General features: G+C 68.5%; 29 protein-coding genes, 1 other RNA gene and 1 riboswitch. Of the genes, 16 read left to right on the plus strand and 14 right to left on the minus strand.

Annotated elements, in window-relative coordinates; genetic code table 11:
* Nucleotides 1-3: 3 nt before the first annotated feature.
* From ACN22W_RS13600 to panD, 3 genes are all read left to right on the plus strand, one after another.
* Nucleotides 4-876, plus strand: a complete 873-nt coding sequence (locus ACN22W_RS13600) for a segregation and condensation protein A (protein WP_193098855.1) — start codon at nt 4-6, stop codon at nt 874-876.
* Nucleotides 877-1135: 259 nt separating this feature from the next.
* Nucleotides 1136-1975: a pantoate--beta-alanine ligase gene (gene panC / locus ACN22W_RS13605; protein ID WP_412023204.1), complete on the plus strand. Its 840-nt coding sequence runs from the start codon at nt 1136-1138 to the stop codon at nt 1973-1975.
* Between the two features lie 44 nt (nt 1976-2019).
* Nucleotides 2020-2406 (plus strand): aspartate 1-decarboxylase, encoded by a 387-nt coding sequence (gene panD / locus ACN22W_RS13610; protein WP_031398432.1) that lies wholly within the window; start codon nt 2020-2022, stop codon nt 2404-2406.
* 133 nt (nt 2407-2539) lie between these two features.
* Here the strand turns inward: panD and ACN22W_RS13615 are convergent, their stop codons facing one another.
* From ACN22W_RS13615 to ACN22W_RS13630, 4 genes are all read right to left on the minus strand, one after another.
* Nucleotides 2540-3208, minus strand: coding sequence for a ParA family protein (locus tag ACN22W_RS13615; protein ID WP_419684886.1), 669 nt, complete (start codon nt 3206-3208; stop codon nt 2540-2542).
* 124 nt (nt 3209-3332) lie between these two features.
* Nucleotides 3333-3746: a DoxX family protein gene (locus ACN22W_RS13620; RefSeq protein ID WP_129512733.1), complete on the minus strand. Its 414-nt coding sequence runs from the start codon at nt 3744-3746 to the stop codon at nt 3333-3335.
* Between the two features lie 150 nt (nt 3747-3896).
* Nucleotides 3897-4034, minus strand: coding sequence for a hypothetical protein (locus ACN22W_RS13625; RefSeq protein ID WP_166961138.1), 138 nt, complete (start codon nt 4032-4034; stop codon nt 3897-3899).
* Between the two features lie 93 nt (nt 4035-4127).
* A complete protein-coding gene (locus tag ACN22W_RS13630; RefSeq protein ID WP_419684889.1) occupies nt 4128-5645 on the minus strand; it encodes a cobyric acid synthase in 1518 nt (505 codons plus the stop codon).
* 74 nt (nt 5646-5719) lie between these two features.
* Here ACN22W_RS13630 and cobU point away from each other — a divergent pair, with 74 nt between their 5' ends.
* From cobU to ACN22W_RS13650, 4 genes are read left to right on the plus strand one after another with little or no spacing between them, the layout of a single operon-like run.
* Nucleotides 5720-6274 (plus strand): bifunctional adenosylcobinamide kinase/adenosylcobinamide-phosphate guanylyltransferase, encoded by a 555-nt coding sequence (gene cobU / locus ACN22W_RS13635; protein WP_048250360.1) that lies wholly within the window; start codon nt 5720-5722, stop codon nt 6272-6274.
* Entirely contained in the window at nt 6268-7212 is a 945-nt protein-coding gene (cbiB, locus tag ACN22W_RS13640; protein ID WP_419684893.1) for an adenosylcobinamide-phosphate synthase CbiB, read from the plus strand. The genes cobU and cbiB overlap by 7 nt, the downstream gene beginning before the upstream one ends.
* Nucleotides 7205-8224 carry a threonine-phosphate decarboxylase CobD gene (cobD, locus tag ACN22W_RS13645; RefSeq protein WP_419684895.1) on the plus strand — a complete coding sequence of 340 codons (1020 nt, stop codon included), beginning with the start codon at nt 7205-7207 and terminating at the stop codon, nt 8222-8224. Before cbiB ends, cobD begins: the two co-directional genes overlap by 8 nt.
* Nucleotides 8221-9138, plus strand: a complete 918-nt coding sequence (locus tag ACN22W_RS13650; protein WP_419684898.1) for a cobalamin-binding protein — start codon at nt 8221-8223, stop codon at nt 9136-9138. Before cobD ends, ACN22W_RS13650 begins: the two co-directional genes overlap by 4 nt.
* A gap of 78 nt (nt 9139-9216) precedes the next feature.
* Here ACN22W_RS13650 and cobC read toward each other — a convergent pair whose 3' ends face one another.
* The 5 genes from cobC to ACN22W_RS13675 are packed head-to-tail and all read right to left on the minus strand — an operon-like array spanning nt 9217 to nt 13470.
* Nucleotides 9217-9801 (minus strand): alpha-ribazole phosphatase, encoded by a 585-nt coding sequence (gene cobC / locus ACN22W_RS13655; protein ID WP_419684900.1) that lies wholly within the window; start codon nt 9799-9801, stop codon nt 9217-9219.
* Nucleotides 9786-10562 carry an adenosylcobinamide-GDP ribazoletransferase gene (locus ACN22W_RS13660; RefSeq protein ID WP_419684901.1) on the minus strand — a complete coding sequence of 259 codons (777 nt, stop codon included), beginning with the start codon at nt 10560-10562 and terminating at the stop codon, nt 9786-9788. Before ACN22W_RS13660 ends, cobC begins: the two co-directional genes overlap by 16 nt.
* Nucleotides 10552-11607, minus strand: coding sequence for a nicotinate-nucleotide--dimethylbenzimidazole phosphoribosyltransferase (cobT, locus tag ACN22W_RS13665; RefSeq protein ID WP_419684903.1), 1056 nt, complete (start codon nt 11605-11607; stop codon nt 10552-10554). Before cobT ends, ACN22W_RS13660 begins: the two co-directional genes overlap by 11 nt.
* A 52-nt stretch (nt 11608-11659) precedes the next feature.
* Nucleotides 11660-12475 carry an ABC transporter ATP-binding protein gene (locus ACN22W_RS13670; RefSeq protein ID WP_419684905.1) on the minus strand — a complete coding sequence of 272 codons (816 nt, stop codon included), beginning with the start codon at nt 12473-12475 and terminating at the stop codon, nt 11660-11662.
* Nucleotides 12472-13470, minus strand: a complete 999-nt coding sequence (locus ACN22W_RS13675) for a FecCD family ABC transporter permease (protein WP_419684907.1) — start codon at nt 13468-13470, stop codon at nt 12472-12474. Before ACN22W_RS13675 ends, ACN22W_RS13670 begins: the two co-directional genes overlap by 4 nt.
* Before the next feature lie 158 nt (nt 13471-13628).
* A riboswitch (cobalamin riboswitch) is annotated at nt 13629-13882 on the minus strand.
* A gap of 155 nt (nt 13883-14037) precedes the next feature.
* On the opposite strand from ACN22W_RS13675, the gene ACN22W_RS13680 reads away from it, so the two are divergent.
* The 5 genes from ACN22W_RS13680 (at nt 14038) to ACN22W_RS13700 (ending at nt 16429) form a co-directional block, all read left to right on the plus strand.
* A complete protein-coding gene (locus ACN22W_RS13680; RefSeq protein ID WP_129512744.1) occupies nt 14038-14388 on the plus strand; it encodes an ATPase in 351 nt (116 codons plus the stop codon).
* Complete coding sequence (locus tag ACN22W_RS13685; RefSeq protein ID WP_006478091.1) at nt 14385-14699, plus strand: cell division protein ZapA; 315 nt, start codon at nt 14385-14387, stop codon at nt 14697-14699. Before ACN22W_RS13680 ends, ACN22W_RS13685 begins: the two co-directional genes overlap by 4 nt.
* A gap of 80 nt (nt 14700-14779) precedes the next feature.
* A non-coding RNA gene (gene ssrS, locus ACN22W_RS13690) (6S RNA) lies at nt 14780-14961 on the plus strand.
* A gap of 71 nt (nt 14962-15032) precedes the next feature.
* Nucleotides 15033-15494, plus strand: a complete 462-nt coding sequence (locus ACN22W_RS13695) for an EVE domain-containing protein (RefSeq protein ID WP_129512745.1) — start codon at nt 15033-15035, stop codon at nt 15492-15494.
* Nucleotides 15495-15688: 194 nt separating this feature from the next.
* Nucleotides 15689-16429 (plus strand): SIMPL domain-containing protein, encoded by a 741-nt coding sequence (locus tag ACN22W_RS13700; protein ID WP_048250348.1) that lies wholly within the window; start codon nt 15689-15691, stop codon nt 16427-16429.
* A gap of 112 nt (nt 16430-16541) precedes the next feature.
* On the opposite strand, the gene lgt is transcribed toward ACN22W_RS13700, so the two are convergent.
* Nucleotides 16542-17432, minus strand: coding sequence for a prolipoprotein diacylglyceryl transferase (lgt, locus tag ACN22W_RS13705; protein WP_419684911.1), 891 nt, complete (start codon nt 17430-17432; stop codon nt 16542-16544).
* 89 nt (nt 17433-17521) lie between these two features.
* Nucleotides 17522-18436 carry a LysR substrate-binding domain-containing protein gene (locus ACN22W_RS13710; RefSeq protein ID WP_419684913.1) on the minus strand — a complete coding sequence of 305 codons (915 nt, stop codon included), beginning with the start codon at nt 18434-18436 and terminating at the stop codon, nt 17522-17524.
* A 135-nt stretch (nt 18437-18571) separates the two neighbouring features.
* On the opposite strand from ACN22W_RS13710, the gene ilvD reads away from it, so the two are divergent.
* On the plus strand, nt 18572-20245 hold the full coding sequence (gene ilvD / locus ACN22W_RS13715; RefSeq protein ID WP_129512749.1) for a dihydroxy-acid dehydratase: 1674 nt from the start codon (nt 18572-18574) through the stop codon (nt 20243-20245).
* Between the two features lie 127 nt (nt 20246-20372).
* Nucleotides 20373-20699, plus strand: coding sequence for a c-type cytochrome (locus ACN22W_RS13720; protein ID WP_343493610.1), 327 nt, complete (start codon nt 20373-20375; stop codon nt 20697-20699).
* A gap of 147 nt (nt 20700-20846) precedes the next feature.
* Here the strand turns inward: ACN22W_RS13720 and ACN22W_RS13725 are convergent, their stop codons facing one another.
* The 3 genes from ACN22W_RS13725 to ACN22W_RS13735 are packed head-to-tail and all read right to left on the minus strand — an operon-like array spanning nt 20847 to nt 23599.
* Entirely contained in the window at nt 20847-21611 is a 765-nt protein-coding gene (locus ACN22W_RS13725) for a DUF2486 family protein (RefSeq protein ID WP_419684915.1), read from the minus strand.
* 25 nt (nt 21612-21636) lie between these two features.
* A complete protein-coding gene (locus ACN22W_RS13730; protein ID WP_048250341.1) occupies nt 21637-22053 on the minus strand; it encodes a DNA polymerase III subunit chi in 417 nt (138 codons plus the stop codon).
* A 34-nt stretch (nt 22054-22087) separates the two neighbouring features.
* The gene (locus tag ACN22W_RS13735) at nt 22088-23599 is read right to left on the minus strand and encodes a leucyl aminopeptidase (RefSeq protein WP_129512753.1); all 1512 of its coding nucleotides are present in this window, start codon (nt 23597-23599) and stop codon (nt 22088-22090) included.
* Between the two features lie 122 nt (nt 23600-23721).
* Between ACN22W_RS13735 and lptF the strand changes: the two genes are divergently transcribed.
* Both lptF and lptG read left to right on the plus strand, forming a co-directional pair.
* Complete coding sequence (gene lptF / locus ACN22W_RS13740; protein WP_419684918.1) at nt 23722-24813, plus strand: LPS export ABC transporter permease LptF; 1092 nt, start codon at nt 23722-23724, stop codon at nt 24811-24813.
* Between the two features lie 3 nt (nt 24814-24816).
* Nucleotides 24817-25965, plus strand: coding sequence for an LPS export ABC transporter permease LptG (lptG, locus tag ACN22W_RS13745; RefSeq protein ID WP_129512755.1), 1149 nt, complete (start codon nt 24817-24819; stop codon nt 25963-25965).

A 25965-nucleotide genomic window follows, 5' to 3' on the forward strand; every position in this document is an offset into this window, starting at 1 on the left:
GACGTGAGCGCCGCCGACGAGGCCAGCGCCGCCCGGCAGGACGACGCGGTCGCCGCGCCCGCGGGCGCCGATTCGACGCCCGACACGGTCGACGGCGTCGCGGCGTTCGCTCGCCTGTACGGCGAGCCGCTCTTCAAGCTGCCGCAGGATCTCTACATCCCGCCCGATGCGCTCGAGATCTTCCTCGAGACGTTCGAAGGCCCGCTCGACCTGCTGCTCTACCTGATCCGCAAGCAGAACTTCAACGTGCTCGACATCCCGATGGCGCAGGTCACCGCGCAATATCTGGGTTATGTCGACCAGATCCGCACGACGAACCTCGAGCTGGCGGCCGAGTACCTGCTGATGGCCGCGATGCTGATCGAGATCAAGTCGCGGATGCTGCTGCCGGTCAAGAAGGCCGACAGCGGCGAGGAAGCCGAGGATCCGCGCGCCGAACTCGTGCGCCGCCTGCTCGAATACGAGCAGATGAAGCTCGCCGCGCAGCGTCTCGACCAGTTGCCGCAGCTCGGCCGCGATTTCCTGCGCGCCGAGGTCTACATCGAGCAGAGCGTCACGCCGCGCTTCCCCGACGTGAATTCGGACGACCTGCGCGGCGCGTGGGCCGACGTGCTCAAGCGCGCGAAGCTCGTCCAGCACCACAAGATCTCCCGCGAGGAGCTGTCGGTGCGCGAACACATGAGCCTGATCCTGCGCCGGCTGCAGAATGCGCGCTTCATGGAGTTCGCCGACCTGTTCGACACGTCGCGCGGCGTGCCGGTCGTCGTCGTGAATTTCATCGCGATGCTCGAACTCGCGCGCGAATCGCTCCTCGAGATCACCCAGGCCGAGCCGTTCGCGCCGATCTACGTGCGCCTCGCGTACCTGCCCGCGTAAGGCCCGCACCCACCCTTCCCGTTTTCCCGATGCATGCCGACGCCCGCCGCTTCGCGGCGGCGGGTGGCCGTGCGCCCGGTTCCGGCACGCCCGATTAAAAAGTGAACGATCGTACTTTTTTCGATGCGTTTGGCGGCCAAATCCTCTACAATCCGCCGACGCCCGATGCGCCGCCCGCGCGCCGGCGTTCTCCGCTTCGACCCCGACGCCGCTGCCGCGGCGCCAACGCGCGCATGCGCGAGGAACCCGCTACCCGATCATGAAAGTCATCAGCTCGATCCAGGAACTGCGCGACCAGCTGCGCGGACAGAACCGCACGGCGTTCGTGCCGACGATGGGCAACCTGCACGAAGGGCACCTGTCGCTGATGCGCCTCGCGCGCCAGCACGGCGACCCGGTCGTGGCGAGCATCTTCGTCAACCGGCTGCAATTCGGCCCGAACGAGGATTTCGACAAGTATCCGCGCACGCTCCAGGACGATATCGAGAAGCTGCAGAAGGAAAACGTCTACGTGCTGTTCGCGCCGACCGAGCGCGACATGTACCCGGAACCGCAGGAATACCGCGTGCTGCCGCCGGACGATCTCGGCGGGATCCTCGAAGGTGAATTCCGGCCCGGCTTCTTCACCGGCGTGTGCACGGTCGTGTCGAAACTGATGGCCTGCGTGCAGCCGCGCGTCGCCGTGTTCGGCAAGAAGGACTACCAGCAGCTGATGATCGTGCGCCGCATGTGCCAGCAGCTCGCGCTGCCGGTCGACATCATCGCCGCCGAAACCGTGCGCGACGAGGATGGCCTCGCGCTGTCGTCGCGCAACCGCTACCTGTCGGCCGACGAGCGCCAGGAGGCGCCCGAGCTCGCGAAGACGCTGCAGCGCATGCGCGAAAGCCTGCTCGCGGGCGAGCGCGACCTCGGCAAGCTCGAACAACAGGCACGCACGCACCTGGCCGATCGCGGCTGGGCGCCCGACTACCTGTCGATCCGCCGCCGCGCGAACCTGATCGCGCCAAGCGCCGCCGAACTCGAAGCCGGCGAACCGCTCGTCGTGGTCGCGGCCGCGAAGCTGGGCGCGACGCGCCTCATCGACAACCTCGAAATCTGACGGGCCGCCCGCCCGCGCCTCTCACGACGCATCACGGAGACACCATGCAGCGCCACATGCTCAAATCGAAGATCCACCGCGCGGCAGTCACGCACTGCGAGCTGCACTACGAAGGTTCGTGCGCGATCGACGAAGACCTGCTCGAAGCATCGAACATCGTCGAAAACGAACGGATCGACATCTGGAACATCAACAACGGCGAGCGCTTCTCGACGTACGCGATCAAGGGCGAGCGCGGCAGCGGGATGATCTCGCTGAACGGCTCGGCCGCGCGCCGCGCGCAGCTCGGCGACCTCGTGATCATCGCGGCGTTCGCGATGGTCGACGAAGCCGAACTGCAGGCCGGCTGGAAGCCGAAGCTCGTGTTCATCGACGACGGCAACAAGATCAAGGGCCACCGCGATCACGTGCCGACGCAGAACTGGACGTAACGCGATGGGCCGCCCGCGTGCCATGGCGCGCGGGCGGGAGCGGCTGCGCCGCTTGCAGTCGAAGGGCCTGATCCCGTGTCGCACAGGATCAGGCCCTTTCTCATTGGGTCGCACCGTCCCGACGGCCGCGCGTTCAGGAAGCCTTGGCGGCCTTGGTAGCCTTCTCGGCCTTCGGCGCACGGCGTTCCGCCCATTCGACGATCGGCCGCCACTGTTCGAGATCCTTGTCGACGCGGCTCTTCGCGACGTCCCACAGCGTGAGGCCGTGCGCGGCGATCTGCACGTAGTTCTGCGTGTCGCGCACGTAGCCGAGCACCGGCAGGCCGAGCCCTTCGACGAACCGGTGCAGCTGGTCGGACGAGCGCGTGCGCGCATCGACCCGCATCCCGACGATCCCGACCTCGACGCTGCCCTTGCGCACGGCCTTCTCTTCGGCCAGGCGCTCCAGAAACTGCTGGGTCGCGAGAATATCGAACATCGACGGCTGCAGCGGCACGATCACCTTGTCAGCCAGTTGCAGCGCGACGTTGAGCCGGTTGCCGTGCAGGCCGGCCGGCGTGTCGATCACCGCATATTCGAGGCCGCGCGGCGGCTTCGACGGTGCGTCCGGATCGAGGTCCCACGCCTCGATCGCCGGCAAGCCGGCCGGCCGCAGGTCGAGCCACGCATGCGCGGACTGCTGCCGGTCCAGATCGGCGAGCGCGACCCACGCGCCCTGCGCCGCGAAATAGCCGGCAAGATTGGTGGACAGCGTGCTCTTCCCCACGCCGCCCTTCGGATTCGCCACCACGATCACCGTCATGAATTCCCCCGAAAAAGCCACGCGGCGCCCGCCGCATGGCAGGCGCCGCTCGATTGCGGATACAGGGAGCGATGATATCGGCAAACAGGGGGTCACCGGAACGGGTTGCGCCGCAGCGCGCCGCTTACGCGCGCCGAGCCGCGGCTTCTTGCGCACCGATCGCGAACGCGCCGCCGCCCAGCAGCGCCTGCACGGCAAGCGTGACGGCCCAGAACGCCGGATATTCCCAGCCGCCGTGCGGCGACGAAAAGCCCCAGCCGTTCGGCAGATGCGCGGCGGTCGCGCCGAGCATGAACGGCAGCAGCACGAGCGCGGCGACGCGCACGCGGAACCCGGCGAGCAGCGCCAGGCCGCCCGCCAGTTCGACGAAGGTCGTCAGGTACGCGAGCCAGCCCGGCAGGCCGATCGACGCGAAAAACTGCGCGGTGCCGGGCAGCGTGAAGACGAACACCTTCTGCGCGACGTGCGCGAGGTACAGCACGCCGAGCGCGACACGCAGCAGCGTCGCGCCGAAATCGTTCAGGCGATTGGGGTTCATGGCGGATTCCTTCGTGAGTGGATGAGAATGGATCGCACTCTATTCGAATCGATTTCGCCGATAAACACGCCAATCCGCTTTAACTGATTCTCAAATGGAACGAATCAGGTCATAAAAAAGGGCATGACCGATCATGCCCCGATGCGAACCTCAATAACCGCTTTTGCCTTGAGACGAATCAGCACCGGACGGGCTGCCGCCCGCGCCGTACGAATCGCACGCGTGCGCATAGGCCGACGCGCCCAGCAGCGCCGCCAGCAGCACGCTCCACCACCACCGAACCTTCATCGCCGCACTCCTCCGGACGAACCACCGCCCACCTGTGTTGTACGCGATCCGGCGGAAAATGCGAGGCCTGTTCATCCGGCCCCGACTGGCGCGTCAGCGGAATTCCGCGTACAGCGCGTCGAGATCGAGATGTTCGGCGAACGTATCGGCAAGCCGCTCGAGCGACGCCTCGCGCAGCGCCGGGTAGTCGATGCGTTCCGCACCGTCGAGCCCGGCCCACGCGAGCAGCGCCGCGCACGCGTCGGGCGAGTCGAACAGCCCGTGCACGTAGGTCGCGAGGATCTGGCCGTCGGCGGAAACCGCGCCGTCCGGGCGCGCGCCGTCCGGGCGCGTGCCGCCCGGTGCGCCGGCGGTTGCCAGCGCCAGCGCGGGCGCCGCCAGCGCTGGCCCGTGCGTGTCGCCCATGTGGATCTCGTAGCCGCGCACGGCGGCCCCGCCCGGCAGCGCGAGATGCCCCGTCACGTTCTTCAGCGTCTTGTGGGGCTGCAGCGTCGTCTCGAAATCGAACAGCCCGAGCCCCGGCACGCTGCCGGGCGCGCCTTCGAGGCCAAGCGGATCGTCGAGCGTGCGGCCGAGCATCTGCATCCCGCCGCAGATGCCGATCACCTTGCCGCCGTAGCGCAGGTGGCGACGGATCAGCGCGTCCCAGCCCGCGTCGCGCAGCCATGCGAGGTCGCGCTGCACGCTCTTCGACCCAGGCAGGATCAGCAGGTCCGCGTCCGGCACGGGGCCGCTCTTCCAGTACGTGAACTCGACCTGCGGATGCGCGCGCAGCGGATCAAAATCGGTGTGGTTGCTGATGCGCGGCAGCGCGGGCACGACGACCCGCAGCACGCCGGCGTCGCCGCGTGCGGCGGCGCTGCGCGCCTGCGCGGGCAGCATGTCCTCGGCGTCGAGCAACAGTCCGTGCAGGTACGGCAGCACGCCGAACACGGGCTTGCCGGTCTGCGCGCGCAGCCAGTCGAGCCCCGGTTCGAGCAGCTTGAAGTCACCGCGAAAACGGTTGATCACGAAGCCGCGCACGCGTGCGCGCTCGCTGTCCGACAGGCACGCGAGCGTACCGACCAGGTGCGCGAACACGCCGCCGCGGTCGATGTCGGCGACGAGCACGACCGGGCAGTCGACGCGTTCGGCAAAACCCATGTTCGCGATGTCGCCGTCGCGCAGGTTGATCTCGGCCGGGCTGCCGGCGCCTTCGACGATCACCGTGTCGTAACCGGCGCGCAGGCGCGCATACGATTCGAGCACCGCGTCGAACGCGACCGGCTTGTAGTCGTGATACGCACGCGCGTTGAGGTTCACGCGCGCCTTGCCGTGAATGATCACCTGCGCGCCCCGGTCGCTCGTCGGTTTCAGCAGCACGGGGTTGAAATCCGTATGCGGCTCGACGCCGGCGGCCAGTGCCTGCAGCGCCTGCGCGCGGCCGATCTCGCCGCCGTCGGCCGTCACCGCGCTGTTGAGCGCCATGTTCTGCGGCTTGAACGGCGCCACGCGCGCGCCGGCGCGGCGCGCCAGCCGGCACAGGCCCGCGACGAGCGTGCTCTTGCCCGCGTCGGACGTCGTGCCCTGGATCATCAGCGTACCGCGCGGCCGCGGCTCGGGTGCATTCATCGTGTAAAGGTCGTCGCGAAGCAAAGGCCGCATTATCGCCCGCGCCGGTACGCCCGCGCCGTTACAATCGCGCGATGATTCCGCACGACCTCACCTTCGTCCTCGGCGGCGCGCGCTCGGGCAAGAGCGCGCATGCCGAGCGGCTCGCGGCCGACAGCGGCCGCCCCGTTACCTACATCGCGACCGCGCTCGCCGCCGACGCCGAATTCGCGCAGCGCATCGCGCACCATCGTGCGCGCCGGCCGGCCGACTGGGGTTTCGCCGATGCACCCATCGACCTCGCCGGCACGCTCGCACGGCTCGACGATCCGCGCGCGTGCCTGCTCGTCGACTGCCTGACGCTGTGGCTCACCAACCTGCTGTGCCCGGCCGACGGCGAACCGCTCGACGATGCGCAGTACGCGGCGCAGGTCGACCGGCTCGAGCACGCGTTGCGCGGCGCACGCGCGAAGGTGATCGTCGTCAGCAACGAGATCGGGCTCGGCGTCGTGCCGCTCGGGTCGGTCACGCGCCGCTACGTCGACGAACTCGGGCGCCTGAACCAGCGCATCGCCGCGCTCGCAACGCGCGTGACGCTGCTCGTCGCCGGACTGCCGCTCGACCTCAAGACGGGGGCGTCGTCATGCTGATGCTGTCGCTGCCCGTCGTCGCGATGCTCGCGGTCGCGGCCGCGATCGTCGACCGCGCGATCGGCGAACCCGCCGGCTGGCATCCGCTCGTCGCGTTCGGCCGGCTCGCCGCGCGCATCGAAGGCGCGCTGAACACGGGTCGACGCGGCCGTGTGGTCGGTGTCGCCGCGTGGGCCGCGGCCGTGGTGCCGCCGGTGGCCGTCGCGGCATGGCTCGTGACCGCGCTGCCGTGGCCGCTCGCCGCCGCGCTGCACGTCGCGCTGCTGTGGTTCGCGCTCGGCGCGAAGAGCCTCGCCGACCATGTCGCGCCGATCGCGGCAGCCCTCCTGCGGCGCGACCTCGATGCGGCCCGCACGCTGACCGCGCGCATCGTGTCGCGCGATACGAGCGACGCGGACGAAGGCGCGTTGTCGCGCGCGGCCGTCGAATCGGCGCTCGAGAACGGCAACGATGCGATCTTCGGCGCGCTGTTCTGGTTCATCGTCGCGGGCGGTCCCGGCGCGCTGCTGTTCCGGCTCGCGAACACGCTCGATGCGATGTGGGGCTACCGCACGCCGCGCTTCCTCACCTTCGGCTGGGCCGCCGCGCGCCTCGACGATGCACTGAACTGGATTCCCGCGCGCCTCACGGCCGCGAGCTACGCACTGCTCGGCGATACGGCCACCGCATGGCGCTGCTGGCGCACGCAGGCGCGCCACTGGGACAGCCCGAACGCGGGCCCCGTGATGGCCGCGGGAGCCGGCAGCCTGAACGTGCAGCTCGGCGGCCCGGCCGTCTATCACGGCGAAATCGAGGATCGCCCGGTGCTCGGCACCGGCGCAACGGCAACCGCCATCCACGTCGTCGCCGCGCTGTCGCTCGTCACGCGCACGCTCGCACTGTGGCTCGCGCTGCTGGTCGCGAGCGGCGCACTCGTCATGGCCACCCATCATGTCTGATACACGCATCGTGCACGGCGGCAATCTGCATGAAGCCGCACGCCGCCACGGCATTCCGTACGACGCGTGGCTCGACCTGTCGACCGGTATCAATCCGGTCGGTTATCCGGTGCCGCCCGCCCCGGCCGACGCATGGCGCCGGCTGCCCGACGACGGCGACGGCCTCGCGGCCTGCGCCGCACGGTATTACCACGCGCCGGATCCCGCGCACGTGCTGCCGGTCGCCGGCAGCCAGGCCGCGATCCGCGCATTGCCCGCGTTGCTGCCGACCGGCGACGCCGGCGTCGCGGCACTCGCGTACGGCGAATACGCTCCCGCATTCGCGCGTCACGGCCATCGCGTCGTCCCGCTCGACATCGACACCGACACGCTGCCCGCGACGCTGCGTCACGTCATCGTCGGGAATCCGAACAATCCGACCGCCGAATTCGTGCCGGCCGAGCGCCTGCTCGGCTGGCATGCGCAGCTGGCGGCGCGCGGCGGCACGCTGATCGTCGACGAGGCGTTCGCCGATACGGGTGCGACGCAGTCGCTCGCGCCGCAGGTCGATCGCGCGGGGCTCGTCGTGCTGCGCTCGGTCGGCAAGTTCTTCGGTCTCGCCGGCATCCGCGCGGGTTTCGTGCTCGCGTGTCCCGAACGGATCGTCGCGCTGCGCGACATGCTTGGCGCGTGGACGGTCAGCGGACCCGCGCGCCACGCGGTCGCCGCGGCGTTCGCCGATCGCGCTTGGCAGGCGGCTGCCCGCGAACGGCTCGCGGCCGACGGCGAGCGGCTGGCCGCGCTGCTGCGCGCGCACGGCTTCGCGGTTCGCGCGACGCCGCTCTTTTGCTGGACCGACGACCCGCGCGCTGCGGCGCTGCATGCGGCACTCGCGGCACGCGGGATCTGGACGCGGCACTTCGCGACCCCGTCGAGCGTGCGCGTCGGCCTGCCGGGCAGCGAAGCCGAATGGCAGCGCCTCGGCGACGCGCTTGCGCACTGCGTGCCGACGCTGCAGCAGGAATCCGCATGAACCCGCGCCAGTTCCGCCGGCTGGTGCCGGTCGCGGCGCTGGCCGTGCTCGCTCACGCGCCGCTCGTCCACGCCGACGTCACGACGCGCGACGACGCCGGCAATACCGTCACGTTGCCCGCGCCCGCGCAGCGCGTGATCAGCCTCGCGCCGCACGCGACCGAGCTGGTCTACGCGGCCGGCGGCGGCGCGAAGCTCGTCGGCACCGTCACCTACAGCGACTATCCGCCCGCCGCGCAAGCCGTGCCGCGCGTCGGCGACAACAAGGCGCTCGATCTCGAGCGTATCGCCGCGCTGAAGCCCGACCTGATCGTCGTCTGGCGGCACGGCAACGCCGAACGGCAGACCGACGCGCTGCGCGCGCTGCACATCCCGTTGTTCTTCAGTGAACCGAAGCATCTCGACGACGTTTCGTCGTCGCTGCGCAGGCTCGGCCTGCTGCTCGGCACGCAGCCGGCTGCCGATGCGGCCGCGGCCGGCTTTGCGCGCGACATCGCCGCGCTACGCGCACGCTATGCGGCCCGAGCGCCCGTCACGATGTTTTTCCAGGTCTGGGACCGGCCGCTGATGACGCTCAATGGCGCGCACCTGATCAACGACGTGATCGCGCTGTGCGGTGGCCGCAACGTATTCGCGTCGCTCAAGCCGCTCGCGCCGACGGTCACCGACGAGGCCGTGCTCGCGGCGAATCCGGAAACGATCGTGACGACGAGCGCCGGTGCGACACGCTCGGGCGACCCGCTGCCGAGCCTGGCGCACTGGCGCGCGTGGCCCGCGCTGACGGCCGTGGCGCGCAACAACCTGTTCGCGATCGACGGCGATCTGCTGACGCGGCCGTCGCCGCGGATCGCGCAGGGTGCGGCCGCGCTGTGCGAGGATCTCGACGCCGCGCGTGCGCGGCGGCCGGCGAACTGATTTCAGGCCGTACGTGCGCGGTGTTCCCGCGAGAGCCGCGAGCGGCCGGATGCCGTTCACGTGCCGGCCTGCACGCGCCTATTCGTCCCAGTGCACGACTTCCCACGCGCATGCCGCGTCGTCCTTGCGCAGCCAGACGACACCGCCCGTCGGCACCGGCCGCGACAGCAGCGTCGCGAGCGGCACACGCAACACATGCGACGCGAATGCGCGGATCACGCCCGCATGCGTGACCACCCATTGCGGCCCGTCGAACTGCACAACCGCATCGGCCCGCCGTGCGACACGCGCGGCGAACCGCGCGACGCTTTCGCCGCCATGTGCGCATGCATGCATCAGGTCGGCCGCCCACGCATCGAGCGCCGCACGGTCGATATCGTCCCAGCGCTGCATTTCCCACGCGCCGAAATCCATTTCCTGCCAGCCCGCGTCGCTCGACACCGGCACGTCGAATCGCTGCGCGAGCCGCTCGGCGACCGACACGCATCGCGTCAGCGGGCTCGTCCAGATCCGTTCGGGCGACGGCGCGCCGAGCGCGGACAGATGCGCGAGCACGGCGTGCGCGCCGGCGTCGGCCGGCGCGGCGAGCGGCACGTCGCTGCGTCCATAGCAGACGCCCGGCTCGACGCCGACGGCCGGATGACGGATCAGGACGACGTCCATCCGAGCACCAACAGATAGATGGCCAGTTCGCTCAGTTGCTGCGCGAAGCCGAGACAGTCGCCCGTATAACCGCCGATCCGCTTCACGAAGTAGCGGGCGGCCCATGCGCGTACGAGCACGAGCGCGACACCTGCCGCGATGCCGGCACGCCAGTCGGGCCAGAACAGCCAAGGCAGCCCGAACACCGCCGCGATGCACGCCGCACGCACGCCCATCCGTTGCGCGACCGGTTTCGCCTTGCCTTCGGGCCGCACATAGTCGAGCGACATCAGCAGGCTCACGGCCGCCGCGCGGCTCGCCGCATGCGCGGCGATCATCGTCCAGGCGGCACGCAGCGGCGGCATGGCCGCGAGCGCCTGCCATTTCAGGCCGAGCGCGATCACGAGCGCGACCGCGCCGAACGTGCCGATCCGCGAGTCGTGCATGATGCGCAGCACGTCGTCGCGCGTATAACCACCACCGAACGCATCGCAACTGTCGGCGAGGCCGTCTTCGTGGAAGGCGCCGGTCGCGAGCAGCGTCGCGGCCATCGACAGCCCGACCGCGATCGACGCGGGCAGCACGCGCAGCGCGGCAAGATAGACGAGCGCGCCCCACGCGCCGACGCACGCGCCGACGAGCGGGAAATAGCGTGCGGCCTGGTCGAGATCGCCCGCCGCATAACCAATCGCGCGCGGCACGGGCACGCGCGTGAAATAGCCGAGCGCGACCAAGAAGTAGCGCAGTTCGGCACGCACGCCGCGCGCGCGCTCAGGCGTCACGATTGTCGACGCCGGCGGACTCGAAGCTCGCCATTTCACTGAGGGACGCCGCCGCCGCGCGCACGAGCGGCAGCGCGAGCGCCGCACCCGTGCCCTCGCCGAGCCGCAGGTCGAGCGCGAGCAGCGGCTTCGCGCCGAAATGCTCGAGCATGCGCCGGTGCCCGGCCTCGTGCGACGTATGCGAGAACACGCAGTAATCGCGCACGCCGGGCACGATACGCTCGGCGACGAGCAGCGCGGCCGTCGCGATGAAGCCATCGACGAGAATCGTCATCCGCTCGCTCGCGGCCGCGAGATACGCGCCCGTCATCATCGCGATCTCGAAGCCGCCGAACGTCGCGAGCACGTCGAGCGGCGCGATCGCGTGCGAGTGCTTGACGAGCGCGCGGCCGAGCACCGCGCGCTTGTGCGCGAGGCCCTGGTCGTCGAGGCCCGTGCCGCGCCCGACGCATGCGTCGATCGGCACGCTGAGCAGGCGGCTCATCAGGCACGCGGCCGACGACGTGTTGGCGATCCCCATCTCGCCGAAGCCGATCACGTTCGTGCCGAGCGATGCATGCAGGCGCACCCGCGCCGCACCGGCCGCGAGCGCCGTCATCGCCTCGTCGTGCGTCATCGCCGGCTCCGCCGCGAAGTTGCGCGTGCCGCGCGCGACCGGCAGCGACACCAGCCGGTCGGACAGCGGCAGCGGCGACGCCACGCCCGCATCGACGATCTCGAGCGTGCTCTGCGCGACGCCCGAAAACGCGTTGATCGCCGCACCGCCGGCCAGGAAGTTCGCGACCATCTGCGCGGTCACCGCTTGCGGATAAGGACTGACGCCCTCGGCCGCGATCCCGTGATCGCCGGCGAACACGATCATCACGGGGCGCTGCACGACCGGCCGCTCGGTGCGCTGGATCAGGCCGATCTGCAGCGCGATCGCCTCGAGCTGGCCAAGGCTGCCGGGCGGCTTGGTCTTGTGATCGATCACATGCTGCAGGCGCTTGCGCAGCGTTTCGTCGAGCGGCGCGATCGCGGGCGGGAAGTGGGTCGAATTCGTCATCGAAGAGCCGTGTCGTGGGTGCGGCCTGCGCCGCGCATCGGGAAAGGAAACGTCATTGTCGCTCGGGCCACGCCGGCAGCAGCGCGTCGCGGCCGTTCTCGCGGATCAGCACGAGCGGATAACCGAACGCGTCGCTCGCGCGTTCGGGCGTCAGCACATCGTGCACGGGGCCGGCCCACGCGTGGCCGCGGCCGTCGAGCAACAGCGCATGCGTCGCGAAACGCCGCGCGAGATTCAGGTCGTGGCACGAGAACAGCACCGTGCGCGGGCCTGCGTCGAGCCATGCGGCCAGCGCGGTCAGGCAATCGATCTGGTGATGCAGGTCGAGATGCGCGAGCGGCTCGTCGAGCAGCATCAGTGGCGCATCCTGGCACAGCGTCGCGGCCAGCGCGACCCGCTGCCGCTCGCCGCCCGACAGCGACAATACGTCGCGCGACGCAAGCGCGGTCAGGTCGAACGTCGCGAGCGCCTCGCGCGCGGCCGCGCGGTCGCCGTCGCGCTCCCAGCCCCAGCCACCGAGATACGGAAAGCGGTTGAGCAGCACGGTGTCGAACACGGTCGCGCTGAACGCGTCGTGCAATTGCTGCGGCATCAGCGCGCGGCGCTGCGCGAGTTGCGCGGGCGGCCACGCGGCGAGCGGCCGTCCGTCGATCTCGACATGCCCGCCGGCCGGCGGCTGCAGCCCCGCGAGCGTCGCGAGCAGCGTCGTCTTGCCCGCGCCGTTCGGCCCCGCGACGCACCAGATCTCGCCGGGGCGGAACGCCTGCGCGAGGCCGTCGAGCAGCGTGCGTGCACCGGCCTTCAGCGTCAGGTCGACGGTCGCACAGGTCAGGTCGCCGCCGCCAGCGTGCAATGCGGTATGCGTCATCGCATCGGTCTCCTCAGCAACATCCACAGGAACACCGGCACGCCGATCAACGCGGTCATCACGCCGACCGGCAGTTGCGCGGGCGCGATCGCAGTGCGCGCAAGCAGGTCGGCCGCCATCACGCCGCCGCCGCCCGCGAGCATCGCGGCCGGCAGCAGCATCCGCTGGTCGTTGCCGAACGCGAGCCGCAACGCGTGCGGCACGACGAGGCCGACGAAGCCGATCGTGCCGGCCGTCGTCACCGCGGCCGCGGCGGCCAGCGATGCGACGAGATAGATCCGCACGCGCAGCCGCGTGACGGGCACGCCGAGCGCAAGCGCGGTCGCGTCGCCGCGCAGCAGCACGTTCAGTTGCGGCGCGGCCGGCAGCGCGACGCATGCGCTCAGCAGCAGCGCGCCCCACGCGAACCACGGCGCCGTCACGCCGTTCAGGTCGCCCGTCAGCCAGAAGATGATGCCGCGCAGCCGTGCATCGGGCGCGAGCGACAGCAGCAACGTGACGAGCGCGCCCCACCCCGCCGCGATCACGACGCCCGTGAGCAGCAGCCGCGGCGACGCATCGCGCGAGTCGCCGCGCCACAGTTCGCGGCGCGCGAGACCGAGCACGAGCGCGACCGACACGAGCGAGCCGGCGAACGCCGACGCGTCGACGAGCCACCATGCGCCGCCCGCGATCATCGCGACGAGCGCGAAACCGGCCGCGCCGCCGGACACGCCGAGCACGTACGGTTCCGCAAGCGGATTGCGCAGCAGCACCTGCAGCAGCGCACCGGCAAGCGCGAGCAGCGCGCCGCACGCGAAACCCGCGAGCGCACGCGGCAGGCGCAGCGTACGGACGATGTCGGCGAACAACGCATCGCCGCCGTGCGGCACGAGCGACGCGAGCGCCTGCCACGGCGACATCGGCACGCTGCCGATCGACAACGACGCGATGAACAGCAACGCGACCACGGCGGCCAGCGTGGCCCAGATCGCGGCAGCGCGTGCGGCGCTCATGCCGCGCACGGCCGCGCGCATGACGCGCGGCGCATCCGCCGGCGGCTGCCGGCCGGGCATGACAGAAGCGTCGCGCGGACGATTGGGGTCAGCATCGAAGAGAATTCCGTGAAGCGTTGCGCACCCCGCTTCCCCGCGGGCCGCGCGTCACGAAGCCCGTGCGGGCTTCCCGTCTCGGCCGGTATCCGGGCTGGCGGCGTACCGGCTCGCCTTCCCGCGCGATGACGCGCAGTGGCCCGCGCCCGTGCGCGAAACCTTCACGCGGAACGCGCCCGAGCCGGCCTGCGTCACCAGACGCGGCCGCTTACCGTTGCGGGGGCAGCGCAGGTTGGCGGCTTCCTGGCGGAGCCCGCGCCCTGCTTCCCGTTTAACCGCGCGTTCACGCGCGAGCACCGAGGCGGCGCCAGTTTAGGAGCGGGTCGCGCGAGCGTCAAGGAAGCGTCCGGGAATGCAAAAAGACGCACCTATTCGCGACAAGAAGCAGGGGTGTTACGACTGGAAACGTTACAGATGTCGGATTGCGCGTTATTCCGCGCTAAAATGCTGGGTCTTTAGAGGACGCAGCAAATGCTCAACGAACTCGAAACCTTATCTCAAAATATTGGCCGTCTGATCTCGCTGAACAAGCGCTATCACTCGGAACGGCTCGCGCTCGAGGAGCAGGTCGCGCAATTGCGCGCGGAAGCGGACACGGTCCGCGCGGAACTCGCGCAACTGCGCGACGAACGCAATGCGCTCGCAGCCGAGCGCGACACGTTGTCGGCAAAGATCGACGACGCCCAGGTGAAACTGAACGCGATTCTCGAAAAGCTGCCGCGCTCGAAAAACGCGGAGCAAGCCGACAACCAGCTCGACCTGCTGGATGCGCAGGCGCGTACGGAAGGCGATGACGCGGCCAGCCACGGAGAACATGCATGAGCACCAAGCAGATCGAAGTCTCGATTCTCGGTCAGCCCTATCGGCTCGCCTGTTCGGCCGAGACCGAAGCGGCGCTGCTGGAGGCAGTCGCGCGCGTCGACGCCGAAATGTCGAAAATCCGCTCGAACAGCTCGGTACGCGGCACCGATCGCATCGCCGTCATGGCCGCGCTGTCGCTCGCATCGGAATTGCTGCGGCTGCAAACCAGCGTGCGGCACGGTGAAGCATTTCCGGCGGAGGAAATCCGTCGTACAATGCACCAGATGAACGAACAGCTCGGCGCGGTGCTCGCACAGCACGAGACGCAGTAAGGTTTGATCGATACGTCGATTCCCCTTGATCTCGGCGATCAACGGTGGTCAAATTGGCGCATCGAAATACAGTTCAGTCAGCTTCCCTGCCTGGTTCGCCAAGGTCATATATTCCTTGAACCAATGCCATGTGCACGGTTGCGGAAATTTGTAGCACGGGCGCGCGCGTCACTCTGTCTGATGTACCCGAAGTGCTGCTAACTGCGACCAATTCTGAACCTCAGGTTCAGGATGCCGGCCTAGCGGCCAAGGCGGGGGCCTATCCAACGGCATCGGGCACGTCCCGGTGCCGTTTCCTTTTGTAGCAGCCTTTTTCTGCGTCGATCACGATCCATGCAATACTGGCTGATGAAGTCCGAACCGGACGAAGCAAGCATCGACGATCTCGCTCACGCACCGCAGCGCTCGCTGCCGTGGACTGGCGTGCGCAACTATCAGGCGCGCAATTTCATGCGCGACACGATGAAGATCGGCGATGGTGTGCTGTTCTATCACTCGAGCTGCCCCGAGCCGGGCATCGCGGGCCTCGCCGAAGTGTCGTCGACGCCCTACCCCGATCCCACGCAGTTCGATCCGAAAAGCCCCTATTACGACCCGAAGTCGACGCAGGAAGCACCACGCTGGCTGCTCGTCGACGTGCGCTACGTGAAAAAATCGGCGCTCGTGCCGCTCGCCGCGCTGCGCGAACACGACGAGCTCGCCGACATGCGCGTGCTCGCCCGCGGCAACCGGCTGTCGATCACGCCCGTCACGCGCGCCGAATGGCGGTTCATCACCGAAAAGCTGATGAAGTAGGCGCACGCAGCAGGCGCCCGCCAAACGTCAAATCTGGTCAGTACACGTCGCCACAACGGAACTCGCGCCGCTTTCGCGCGGCCTAAGCAACCGCTGTCGGCCGATCGGGCCGGCTGTTGTTTTTTTTGTCGCGCGGTACGCCCGCGTCGCGCACGCGTCATCCGCCTGCGCGCCCTCGCACAAGGAGTCCAACAATGACCAAGAAATCCGCACTCGCGCTGTCGCTCGCCCTCGCCGCCGCCATTCCCGTCGCGCTGACGCTCGCGTCGCCCGCCGCGCATGCACAAACGGCGAACCCGCACTTTCCGGAGCCGGCAGGCGTGCTGTCGCTTTCGTCGCAGGCCAGTGCCGACGTGCCGCAGGACATCATCCACATCACGCTGTTCTACGAGCAGCAGGCAAAGGACCCGGGCAGCCTGACGTCCGCGCTGAACCAGCGCGCCGACGCGGCACTGTCGCAGGCGAAGGGCGTATCGGGCGTCACCGCGCACACGGGTGCATTCTCCGTGTATCCGAGCACCGATCGCGACGGGAAGATTTCCGCATGGCGCGGCCGTACCGAGGTCGCGCTCGAATCGCGCGATTTCGCTGCGGCGTCGAAGCTTGCGGGCCAGTTGTCGAACCTGATGCAGGTCGCGAACGTCGAGTTCTCGCTGTCGCCCGAAGCGCAGCGCACGGCCGAGCAGAAGCTCACGACCGAAGCGATCAAGTCGTTCCGCGCCCGCGCGGACGAAGCCGCGAAGGCATTCGGCTACAGCAGCTATACGATTCGCGACGTGAACGTCGGCAGCGGCCGCAACGTGCAGCCGTACCCGCGCATGATGGCGATGGCCGCGGCGCCGATGGACAGCGCGAAGATGAGCGCGCCGATCGCAGTCGAAGGCGGCAAGGCCACCGTGTCGGTCACCGTCAACGGCTCGGTGCAGATGAAGTAACGCGCATCGCGCAGTTGCTGGATACGAAAACGCCGGCCCGAGGGCCGGCGTTTTTCATTGGCATGCGGCATGGTGCCGATGCACGCGCCGCTCGCGCGTGCATCGATACGCATCACGCAGCGGCATGCGCCGCGCGACGGCGATACGCCCAGACCATCAGCGCAACGCCCGCGAGGATCATCGGCAGCGACAGCCACTGCCCCATCGACAGGCCGAGCGCAAGCAGGCCGAGGAAGTCGTCGGGCTCGCGCGCGAACTCGACCGTGAAGCGTGCGAGGCCATAGCCGATCAGGAACAGTGCGGACACGGCGCCCATCGGCCGCGACTTGCGCGAGAAGAAGAACAGCGCGAAGAACAGCACGATGCCTTCGAGCGCGATTTCATAGAGCTGCGAAGGATGGCGCGGCAGCATCTGGTATTGCATGAACACGTCGGCGAGATGCCACTTCTCGACGAGTGCGGGATGCTTCGGCAGCCATGCCGCGTCGTCGCGCATCGCGCCCGGGAACAGCATCGCCCACGGCGCCGTCGGATCGGTCACGCGGCCCCACAGCTCGCCGTTGATGAAGTTGCCGAGCCGCCCGGCCGCCAGCCCCGTCGGCACCATCGGCGCGACGAAATCGGTGACCTGCAGCCAGTGGCGCTTGCGTTGCCACGCGAACAGCACCATCGCGAGCGTCACGCCGAGGAAGCCGCCATGGAACGACATGCCGCCTTCCCACACCTTGAATACGTCGAGCGGATGCGAGAAGTAGAAATCGGCCTTGTAGAACAGCACATAACCGAGCCGGCCGCCGAGCACGGTGCCGAGCACGCCGTAGAACATCATGTCGTCGATGTCCTTCGCGGTCCAGCCCTGCACCGCGACGTGCGGCAGCTTCAGGCGGACCCGGCCGACGACGATCGCCGCGATGAAGCCGACGAGATACATGAGGCCGTACCAGCGCACGGCCAGCGGCCCGAGATGGATCGCAACGGGGTCGAAATTCGGGTGAATGATCATGGGTTAGCGAAGAAGTTTTCGAATACGGTACGGCTGTCGCGAACGCGCGGCACCGCGCTTTGGACGGCACCGGCGCATCATCGTTCACGTCACGCGGCAAGACCCTGCGCGCGCACGACGTCGATGAAGGCGGCGAGCACGGGACTTACGTCACCGGTGCGCCACACGAGGCCCGTCTCGACGACCGGCGCGAGACCGGCGAGCGGCCGATAGACCACGCCGGTGCGCCGCAGGTTACGCAGCGATTGCGGCACCAGTGCGACGCCCATGCCGGCCGACACGAGGCTGACGATCGTCTGCATCTGGATCGCCTCCTGGCCGATGCGTGGGGTTTCGCCCGCCGCGCCGTAGCAGCCCGTAATGATGTCATAAAAGCCGGGCGCCAAACGACGCGGAAAGATCACGAGCGGCAACGCGGCGACTTCGGCGAGGTTCACGGGTTCGTCTTCCGGCGCATCGGACGCCGCGGCCGGCATCGCGACCACCAGCGGCTCGCGCACGACGGGCAGGTACGACAGCCCGGCCGCGTGACGCGGCGGCACGGGCGGAATGACGAGCCCCGCGTCGATGCGGCCGGCGACGAGTTCGTCGATCTGCACGTCGCTCGTCGCCTCCGCGAGATGCAGGCGCACCTGCGGATAGCGCGCGCCGAACGCGCGCAGCAGCGACGGCAGCAGCCCGTAATCGGCGGTCGACACGAATGCGAGCGACAGCGAGCCGGCCTCGCCGCGCGCGAGCCGCCGCGCGAGCGGCGGCAGCGCATCGGCCGACGCCAGCAGCCGGCGCACGTCGGGCAGCAGCGCCGCGCCGACCGCCGTCAGCGCCACCGACCGCTTGGTGCGGACGAACAGCGCGACGCCGAGCGCGTCCTCGAGCGCCCGGATCGCTTGCGACAGCGGCGGTTGCGTCATCGACAGGCGCTCGGCCGCGCGGCCGAAATGGCGCTCGTCGGCAACGGTCATGAAGTAGCGCCACTGGCGCAGGTCGGGTGTCGGATCGGCCATGCGTGACTCATTCGTGGAACGACTTAATAAGCGACAAATAATATATTGGACATCCCAATCCGGAAACTCCATTCTTGTTTCATCCGAACCGGCACGCCGCTCCCGGGCGTCGCCCAGACAACGATGGAGTCCCCCATGCCGTACAACCGTCGCTCGAAGCACATCACGCAAGGCGTGGCCCGTTCGCCGAACCGCTCGATGTATTACGCACTCGGCTACCAGAAGGACGATTTCGACAAGCCGATGGTCGGCATCGCGAACGGCCACTCGACCATCACGCCATGCAATTCCGGCCTGCAGCGCCTGTCGGACGCGGCCGTCGCGGCCGTGAAGGCGTCCGACGCGAACCCCCAGATCTTCGGCACGCCGACGATTTCGGACGGCATGTCGATGGGCACCGAAGGCATGAAGTACTCGCTCGTGTCGCGCGAGGTGATCGCCGACTGCATCGAGACCTGCGTGCAGGGGCAATGGATGGACGGCGTGGTCGTCGTCGGTGGCTGCGACAAGAACATGCCGGGCGGCATGATCGCGCTCGCGCGCCTGAACGTGCCGGGCATCTACGTGTACGGCGGCACGATCCGCCCCGGCCACTGGAAAGGCCAGGACCTGACGATCGTGTCGTCGTTCGAGGCCGTCGGCGAATTCACCGCGGGCCGGATGTCGCAGGAGGATTTCGAAGGCGTCGAGCAGAACGCGTGCCCGACCTCGGGTTCGTGCGGCGGCATGTACACCGCGAACACGATGAGTTCGTCGTTCGAGGCGCTCGGGATGTCGCTGCTGTACTCGTCGACGATGGCGAACCCCGACCAGGAGAAAGTCGACTCGGCGGCCGAATCGGCGCGCGTGCTCGTCGAAGCGGTGAAGCGCGACCTGAAGCCGCGCGACATCATCACGAAGGCGTCGATCGAGAACGCGGTGTCGGTGATCATGGCGACCGGCGGCTCGACCAACGCGGTGCTGCACTATCTCGCGATCGCGCACGCGGCCGAGGTCGACTGGACGATCGACGATTTCGAGCGCATCCGCAAGCGCGTGCCCGTGATCTGCGACCTGAAGCCGTCGGGCCGGTACGTCGCGACCGACCTGCACCAGGCCGGCGGGATTCCGCAGGTGCTGAAGATCCTGCTCGATGCGGGGCTGCTGCACGGCGACTGCATGACGATCACCGGCCGCACGATCGCCGACGAACTGAAGGACGTGCCGAGCGTGCCGCGCGCCGACCAGGACGTGATCTTCCCGATCGACCGCGCGCTGTACAAGGAAGGTCACCTTGCGATCCTGAAAGGCAATCTCGCGGAAGACGGCGCGGTCGCGAAGATCTCCGGCCTGAAGAACCCGGTGATCACGGGCCCGGCACGCGTGTTCGACGACGAGCAGAGCGCGATGGATGCGATCCTCGGCGACCGGATCCGCGCGGGCGACATACTCGTGCTGCGCTACCTCGGCCCGCAAGGCGGCCCCGGCATGCCGGAAATGCTCGCGCCGACATCCGCGATCATCGGCAAGGGGCTCGGCGAATCGGTCGGCTTCATCACGGACGGCCGCTTCTCGGGCGGCACCTGGGGCATGGTGGTCGGCCACGTCGCGCCCGAGGCATTCGTCGGCGGCACGATCGCGCTCGTGCAGGAAGGCGACTCGATCACGATCGATGCGCACCGGCTGCTGCTGCAGGTGAACGTCGACGATGCGGAGCTCGCGCGCCGCCGTGCCGCGTGGCGACAGCCGGCGCCACGTTACACGCGCGGCGTGCTCGCGAAATTCGCGGCCCTCGCCCGGCCCGCGAACAAGGGCGCGGTCACGGGTTGAGGCAGGTTCCCTGCAATATGCGACCCCAATAAACAGGGCCGCCGGGGGAACGCCCAAAACGTGCGTTCCCTTTGCTTTTATAATGCGCGGACCATGAAGCCGGCCGTCCCCGCCGGCGGAGAACCGCATGAAACAGACGATATTGCGCGCCCTGCTCGTGACGCTGCTGACCGGCAGCGCGGCAGCGGCGCGCGCCGACCAGGCCGACGGGCTCGCGCTGGCGCAGCGCAAGAACTGCATGGCCTGCCACGCGGTCGACAAACCACTGATGGGCCCGTCGTTCCGCGACATCGCCGGCAAGTATGCGGCGCGCGGCGACGCCGTCGATTACCTGGCCCAATCGATCGTGAAAGGCAGTGTCGGCGTCTGGGGCAGCGTGCCGATGCCCGCCAATACGCAGCTGACGAACGCGGAAGCCCATACGCTCGCGCAATGGGTGCTGTCGCTGCGCTGAACCGGATGCCCCGAACGGGGATAACCGCCGTCCAGGGCTCCGCAGACGCAGACAGGCGGGCCCGCACCGGCTGACCGGTTCTTCACCGGCAGCCTCGCCGGCCCTTGCCGGAACCGCACCCTATTTTTCGTCGGAACGGCCGCGCGTTCAGCCGGAATGACCGGCGCGACGGCGCGCGATCTCGTCATCGACCGCGTCGCGCACCCAGTCCATGACCTCGGTTTCCAGCGCCAGCGCCACCTCGCGCGTGATCTGGCCGACGAGCCAGGCCGAATGCTCATGCAGCGCGTCGCGACAGCGGGCCTCGATGGCGTCGCGCCCTGCGCCGGTCAGATAGTTCGTCAGGCGATTGCGCAGGCGCTCGGCGATATGCTGCGCATCTTCCGGCGTCAGCCCGGCGCCCGCGTGCACGTCCGGCTGGGTCGCTGCGGCCGGTACGACTGCGTGCGGCATGGCCGTTTCAGGCACCAGCCCGGCCGCTTCGCGCGCAACCGCGGCGAACGCGTGCTGCGGCACCTCGTCGCCGGCCAGCGACGACCGCAGCGGCGCGCTCATCGCCGCCGCCTCTTCAGCGACCACATGCTCCGCGGCGCCGGGTTCGGCCGGCGCATCGGTCTCGCCCGCGGCAGCCGCCCCCTCAGCCACATCCCCCGGCAGTTCGACCGTCGGCACATGCAGTGTCGGCACGGGTTCGATCACGACGAATTCGGGGTCGGCTTCGGTTTTTGCGGAATCGGCCGACGCCGTGCTCGCGGTGCCCGACGCAATCACGTCGGTCAGCATCGGAATCGCCGCGCTGTCGAGCGGCTGCGGCACGTCAGGCGCCGGCGCGGGCGAACGCGCCGGCACCGGCTTGCCCGGCACCAGCACGTCGGTGAGGGTCGGGATCGAGGATGAATCGGCTTGTGTCACGGGAACACTCCGTCGACGGTTGCGGCTAGCTGCCCTGCTTGTAGTTGTTCAGCGCGTATCCGCGGTCGCGGTAGAACCGGTAGCGGTCGCGGCCCGCGGCCAGCTCGTCCGGCGCATTGCCGACCACTTCGAGCAGGCGCTCGAAGCGGGCGAACTGCGCGGGCACGGCCGCGCCGAGGTTCAGCAGCACGTGATGATGCGGCGCTTTGTCGAGATCGGCGGCCAGCACGATCGGCGTACCGGCCGCATGCTCGCTGTCGACGCCGCAATGCGGAATGAAATCGAGCGGCGAGAACGTCCAGAGCCGCTCGTCGAGCGCGCGCAGGCGCGCGGGCTCGGCGAGCACGACGACCGGCTGCCCGGCCTGGTAGGCCTTGCGCAGCAGCCGGCACGCGTACGCGAGCGAATCGCCGACGTTCGAGTGGAAATCGATCCGCGTCATTGCCCGCGTACCCGCATCGTCGTTCGCTCAGCCATCACTGGCCGGCGCGGTCGATCAGGAACTGCGCGAGCAGCGGCACCGGACGGCCCGTCGCCCCCTTCGCGGCACCACCCTTCCACGCGGTGCCCGCGATGTCGAGGTGAGCCCACGGATAGCTGTCGGTGAAGCGCGACAGGAAGCACGCGGCCGTCACGGCGCCCGCCGGGCGCCCGCCGATGTTCGCGATGTCCGCGAAGTTCGACTTCAGTTGATCCTGGTACTCGTCGTCGAGCGGCATGCGCCACGCCGGGTCGTTCGCCTCGCGCGACGCGTCGAGCAGTTCGCCCGCGAGTGCGTCGTCCTTCGAGAACAGGCCGCTGTTGTGGCCGCCGAGCGCGATCACGCATGCGCCCGTCAGCGTCGCGACGTCGATCACGGCGGCCGGCTTGAAGCGCTCGGCATACGTGAGCGCGTCGCACAGGATCAGGCGGCCTTCGGCGTCGGTGTTCAGCACTTCGATCGTCAGGCCCTTCATGCTGGTGACGACGTCGCCCGGCTTCGTCGCGTTGCCGCCCGGCATGTTCTCGCAGGTCGGCACGATCGCGACGACGTTGATCTTCAGGCCCATCTCGGCGACCGCACGGATCGTGCCGAGCACGGAACCGGCGCCGCACATGTCGTACTTCATCTCGTCCATGCCCTCGCCCGGCTTCAGCGAGATGCCGCCCGTATCGAACGTGATGCCCTTGCCGACCAGCACGACCGGCGCGGCCTTCGCGGCGGCGCCCTGGTAGTGCAGCACGATGAACTGCGGCGGCTCGACCGACGCACGCGCAACCGACAGGAACGAGCCCATCTTCAGCGCCTGGATCTGCTTGAGCCCGAGGACTTCCGCCTTCAGGCCCCAATCCTTCGCGATCTTCTTCGCGGTGTTGCCGAGATAGGTCGGCGTGCAGACGTTGCCCGGCAGGTTGCCGAGGTCGCGGGTGAGATCCATCCCGTTCGCGAGCGCGACGGCCTGCTTGACCGCGACCTTCGCGGCCTTTTCATCGGACGGATCGACGCTGAACACGACGCGCTTGAGCGTGTGCGACACCGGCTCCGGCTTGCTCTTCATCTGCGTGAAGCGATAGGTCTCGTTGCGCAGTGCCAGAATGGCCGCGCGCACGCCCCAGTCGGAGCTGCGCTCGTCGACCGGCAGTTGCGCGAGCGTGAACGTGACCTGGACGACCTTGGTCGCCAGCAGCGCCCGCCAGGCGGCCGTGACCGCGTCGTTATAGGCTTTCTGGTTGAACGCATCCTGCTTGCCGAGACCAACGAGCAGCACGCGCGACGCGCCGATGCCCGATACTTCGTGCAGGAACAGCGTCTTGCCGCGCTTGCCGTCCATGTCGCCGGCTTTCACCACGCGCGAGATCAGCCCCTTGGTGGCCGTGTCGATGTCGAGCGCCGCGCCGGAAAGCGTTTGCGCCTCGAAGATGCCGAGCACGATGCAGTCGGATTTCCCGGTCAGGAACCCCTTGGCCTCGCCTTTGCTCCAATCACAGCCTTTTATGCTAAAGTCCATCGCGCTTGTCCTCGGATAAAATCTGGGCTAAGGATGAAAGCCGCAATTATCCGCTATTTTTCCCGTGGCGGCGCGAGCGCTCCACCACGCGTGCGCAGCCTCCCGCCCTCTTCTCATCAAGAATGATCTTCGAACGCTCCCTCCAGCGCGAGCTTGCGTATACGGCTGGCGCCGTGTTCATGGTGCTGCTCACGATCATGCTCACGACGATGATGATCCGCATCGTCGGCTATGCCGCGTCCGGTGAAATCGATCCGCGGGACGTGCTCGTGCTGATCGGCCTGACCGTGATCGGCTACCTCGCCGTGATGCTCGTCGTCACGTTGTTCGTGTCGATCCTGTTCGTGCTGACCCGGTGGTACCGGGACTCCGAAATGGTGGTGTGGCTCGCGTCGGGCGTGAGCCTCACGCGCCTCATCAAGCCGATCGGCGTGTTCGCCACGCCGATCATCCTGCTGATCGCCTTCTTCGCATTCGTCGGCTGGCCGTGGTCGAACCAGCAGAGCAAGATGATCAAGGCACGCTTCCAGCAGCGCGACGAGATCTCGCTGCTCGCGCCGGGCCAGTTCCGCGAGTCGGCCACGAACCACCGCGTGTTCTTCATCGAGAAGATGACGCCCGACCAGAGCAAGGTGCAGAACGTGTTCGTCACGTCGACCGAGAACGGCAAGGTCAACGTCGTCGTGTCGCAGACGGGTCACACGGAAACGCGGGACGGCAACCGTTTCGTCGTCCTGGAAAACGGCCGCCGCTACGACGGCACGCCCGGCCAGCCGAACTTCAAGATCATGGAGTTCGAGCGCTACGGCGTGAAGATCACCAGCACGCCCGTCGTCAACGTACCGACCACCAACAGCACGCCGACGCTCGACCTGCTGCGTAACCCGACGCGCGACAACCTCGCGGAATTCGCGTGGCGCGCGGGGCTGCCGCTGATCGCGCTCAACCTGATGGTGCTCGGCATTCCGCTCGCGTACCAGAACCCGCGCCGCAGCCGCACGATCAACCTCGTGATGGCCGTGCTGATCTACCTCACGTACTCGAACCTGCTGAACGTCGTGCAGGCGCAGATCGAGCAGGGCAAGATGTCGTTCGGCGTCGGCCTGATCGGCCTGCATGCGCTCGTCGCGGTGCTCGTCGCCGTCATCTTCTGGTTGCGCGTGCGCAATCGTCCGCTGTTTACACGCGCGCTGTTCGGCCGCTCGGGAGCATGATCGATGCGGCTCTATGAAAAATACTTCGCGCGACAGATCTACGTCACGTTCGTCTTCATCCTGTTCGCGTTCTCGGGCCTGTTCTTCTTCTTCGACCTGATCAGCGAACTGAACTCGGTCGGGCACGGCAACTACAAGTTCGGTTACGCGGTGCTGCGCGTCGCGCTGCAGACCCCGTCGCGCTTCTACGAGATCATCCCGGTCGCCGCGCTGATCAGCGCGATCTACGTGTTCGCGCAAATGGCCGCGAACTCGGAATTCACGATCTTCCGCGTGTCGGGCCTCGCGACCAACCAGGCGTTGCGCTCGCTGCTGAAGATCGGCATACCGCTCGTGATCATCACCTACCTGATCGGCGAATTCGTCGGCCCGTACGCCGACCAGCTGTCCGAACGCGTGCGGCTGCAGGCGCTCGGCGCGTCGGTGTCGTCGAACTTCCAGTCGGGCGTGTGGGTGAAGGACACGCTCGCGGCCCGCGAAAACGGTGAGCAGGTCACGCGCTTCGTCAACGTCGGCAGCCTGTCGCCCGATTCGACGATCAGCAATGTGCGCATCTACGAGTTCGATTCGAAATTCCAGCTGCAGAACGTGCGGATCGCGAAGACGGGCCGCTACGAGCCGCCCGGCCACTGGCTGCTGACGGGCGTCACCGAGACCGAACTGACGCCGATCAAGCCGATCAGCGGCCAGCCGCCCGACGCGCTGAACCCCGTCTACCGGTCGCAGCAGGTTTCGCTGCCCGAATACCGGCTGCGTTCGGACCTGACGCCGCAGATCCTGTCGGTGCTGCTCGTGTCGCCGGAGCGCATGTCGATCATCAACCTGTTCCGCTACATCCAGCACTTGCGTGAAAACCAGCAGGACACGCAGCGCTACGACATCGCGTTGTGGCGCAAGCTGCTGTATCCGTTCGCGGTGTTCGTGATGCTCGTGCTGTCGCTGCCGTTCGCGTACCTGCACACGCGTGCGGGCGTGGTCGGCGTGAAGGTGTTCGGCGGCATCATGCTCGGCATGAGCTTCCAGCTGCTCAATACGCTGTTCTCGCACATCGGCACGCTGAACACGTGGCCCGCGCCGCTGACGGCCGCGACACCGGGCCTCATCTATCTCGCGCTCGGCCTGTTCGCGCTCAAGTGGGTCGACCGGCACTGA

Source organism: Burkholderia theae, from assembly GCF_048565265.1.
Classification (GTDB): Bacteria; Pseudomonadota; Gammaproteobacteria; order Burkholderiales; family Burkholderiaceae; genus Burkholderia; species Burkholderia theae.

Bases quoted from the DNA above. Each gene is read 5' to 3' on its own strand.
- panC (WP_412023204.1), top strand. From the start codon at position 1,136: ATGAAAGTCATCAGCTCGATCCAGGAACTGCGCGACCAGCTGCGCGGA.
- panD (WP_031398432.1), top strand. From the start codon at position 2,020: ATGCAGCGCCACATGCTCAAATCGAAGATCCACCGCGCGGCAGTCACG.
- ACN22W_RS13615 (WP_419684886.1), bottom strand. From the start codon at position 3,208: ATGACGGTGATCGTGGTGGCGAATCCGAAGGGCGGCGTGGGGAAGAGC.
- ACN22W_RS13620 (WP_129512733.1), bottom strand. From the start codon at position 3,746: ATGAACCCCAATCGCCTGAACGATTTCGGCGCGACGCTGCTGCGTGTC.
- ACN22W_RS13625 (WP_166961138.1), bottom strand. From the start codon at position 4,034: ATGAAGGTTCGGTGGTGGTGGAGCGTGCTGCTGGCGGCGCTGCTGGGC.
- ACN22W_RS13630 (WP_419684889.1), bottom strand. From the start codon at position 5,645: ATGAATGCACCCGAGCCGCGGCCGCGCGGTACGCTGATGATCCAGGGC.
- cobU (WP_048250360.1), top strand. From the start codon at position 5,720: ATGATTCCGCACGACCTCACCTTCGTCCTCGGCGGCGCGCGCTCGGGC.
- cbiB (WP_419684893.1), top strand. From the start codon at position 6,268: ATGCTGATGCTGTCGCTGCCCGTCGTCGCGATGCTCGCGGTCGCGGCC.
- cobD (WP_419684895.1), top strand. From the start codon at position 7,205: ATGTCTGATACACGCATCGTGCACGGCGGCAATCTGCATGAAGCCGCA.
- ACN22W_RS13650 (WP_419684898.1), top strand. From the start codon at position 8,221: ATGAACCCGCGCCAGTTCCGCCGGCTGGTGCCGGTCGCGGCGCTGGCC.
- cobC (WP_419684900.1), bottom strand. From the start codon at position 9,801: ATGGACGTCGTCCTGATCCGTCATCCGGCCGTCGGCGTCGAGCCGGGC.
- cobT (WP_419684903.1), bottom strand. From the start codon at position 11,607: ATGACGAATTCGACCCACTTCCCGCCCGCGATCGCGCCGCTCGACGAA.
- ACN22W_RS13670 (WP_419684905.1), bottom strand. From the start codon at position 12,475: ATGACGCATACCGCATTGCACGCTGGCGGCGGCGACCTGACCTGTGCG.
- ACN22W_RS13675 (WP_419684907.1), bottom strand. From the start codon at position 13,470: ATGAGCGCCGCACGCGCTGCCGCGATCTGGGCCACGCTGGCCGCCGTG.
- ACN22W_RS13680 (WP_129512744.1), top strand. From the start codon at position 14,038: ATGCTCAACGAACTCGAAACCTTATCTCAAAATATTGGCCGTCTGATC.
- ACN22W_RS13685 (WP_006478091.1), top strand. From the start codon at position 14,385: ATGAGCACCAAGCAGATCGAAGTCTCGATTCTCGGTCAGCCCTATCGG.
- ACN22W_RS13695 (WP_129512745.1), top strand. From the start codon at position 15,033: ATGCAATACTGGCTGATGAAGTCCGAACCGGACGAAGCAAGCATCGAC.
- ACN22W_RS13700 (WP_048250348.1), top strand. From the start codon at position 15,689: ATGACCAAGAAATCCGCACTCGCGCTGTCGCTCGCCCTCGCCGCCGCC.
- lgt (WP_419684911.1), bottom strand. From the start codon at position 17,432: ATGATCATTCACCCGAATTTCGACCCCGTTGCGATCCATCTCGGGCCG.
- ACN22W_RS13710 (WP_419684913.1), bottom strand. From the start codon at position 18,436: ATGGCCGATCCGACACCCGACCTGCGCCAGTGGCGCTACTTCATGACC.
- ilvD (WP_129512749.1), top strand. From the start codon at position 18,572: ATGCCGTACAACCGTCGCTCGAAGCACATCACGCAAGGCGTGGCCCGT.
- ACN22W_RS13720 (WP_343493610.1), top strand. From the start codon at position 20,373: ATGAAACAGACGATATTGCGCGCCCTGCTCGTGACGCTGCTGACCGGC.
- ACN22W_RS13730 (WP_048250341.1), bottom strand. From the start codon at position 22,053: ATGACGCGGATCGATTTCCACTCGAACGTCGGCGATTCGCTCGCGTAC.
- ACN22W_RS13735 (WP_129512753.1), bottom strand. From the start codon at position 23,599: ATGGACTTTAGCATAAAAGGCTGTGATTGGAGCAAAGGCGAGGCCAAG.
- lptF (WP_419684918.1), top strand. From the start codon at position 23,722: ATGATCTTCGAACGCTCCCTCCAGCGCGAGCTTGCGTATACGGCTGGC.
- lptG (WP_129512755.1), top strand. From the start codon at position 24,817: ATGCGGCTCTATGAAAAATACTTCGCGCGACAGATCTACGTCACGTTC.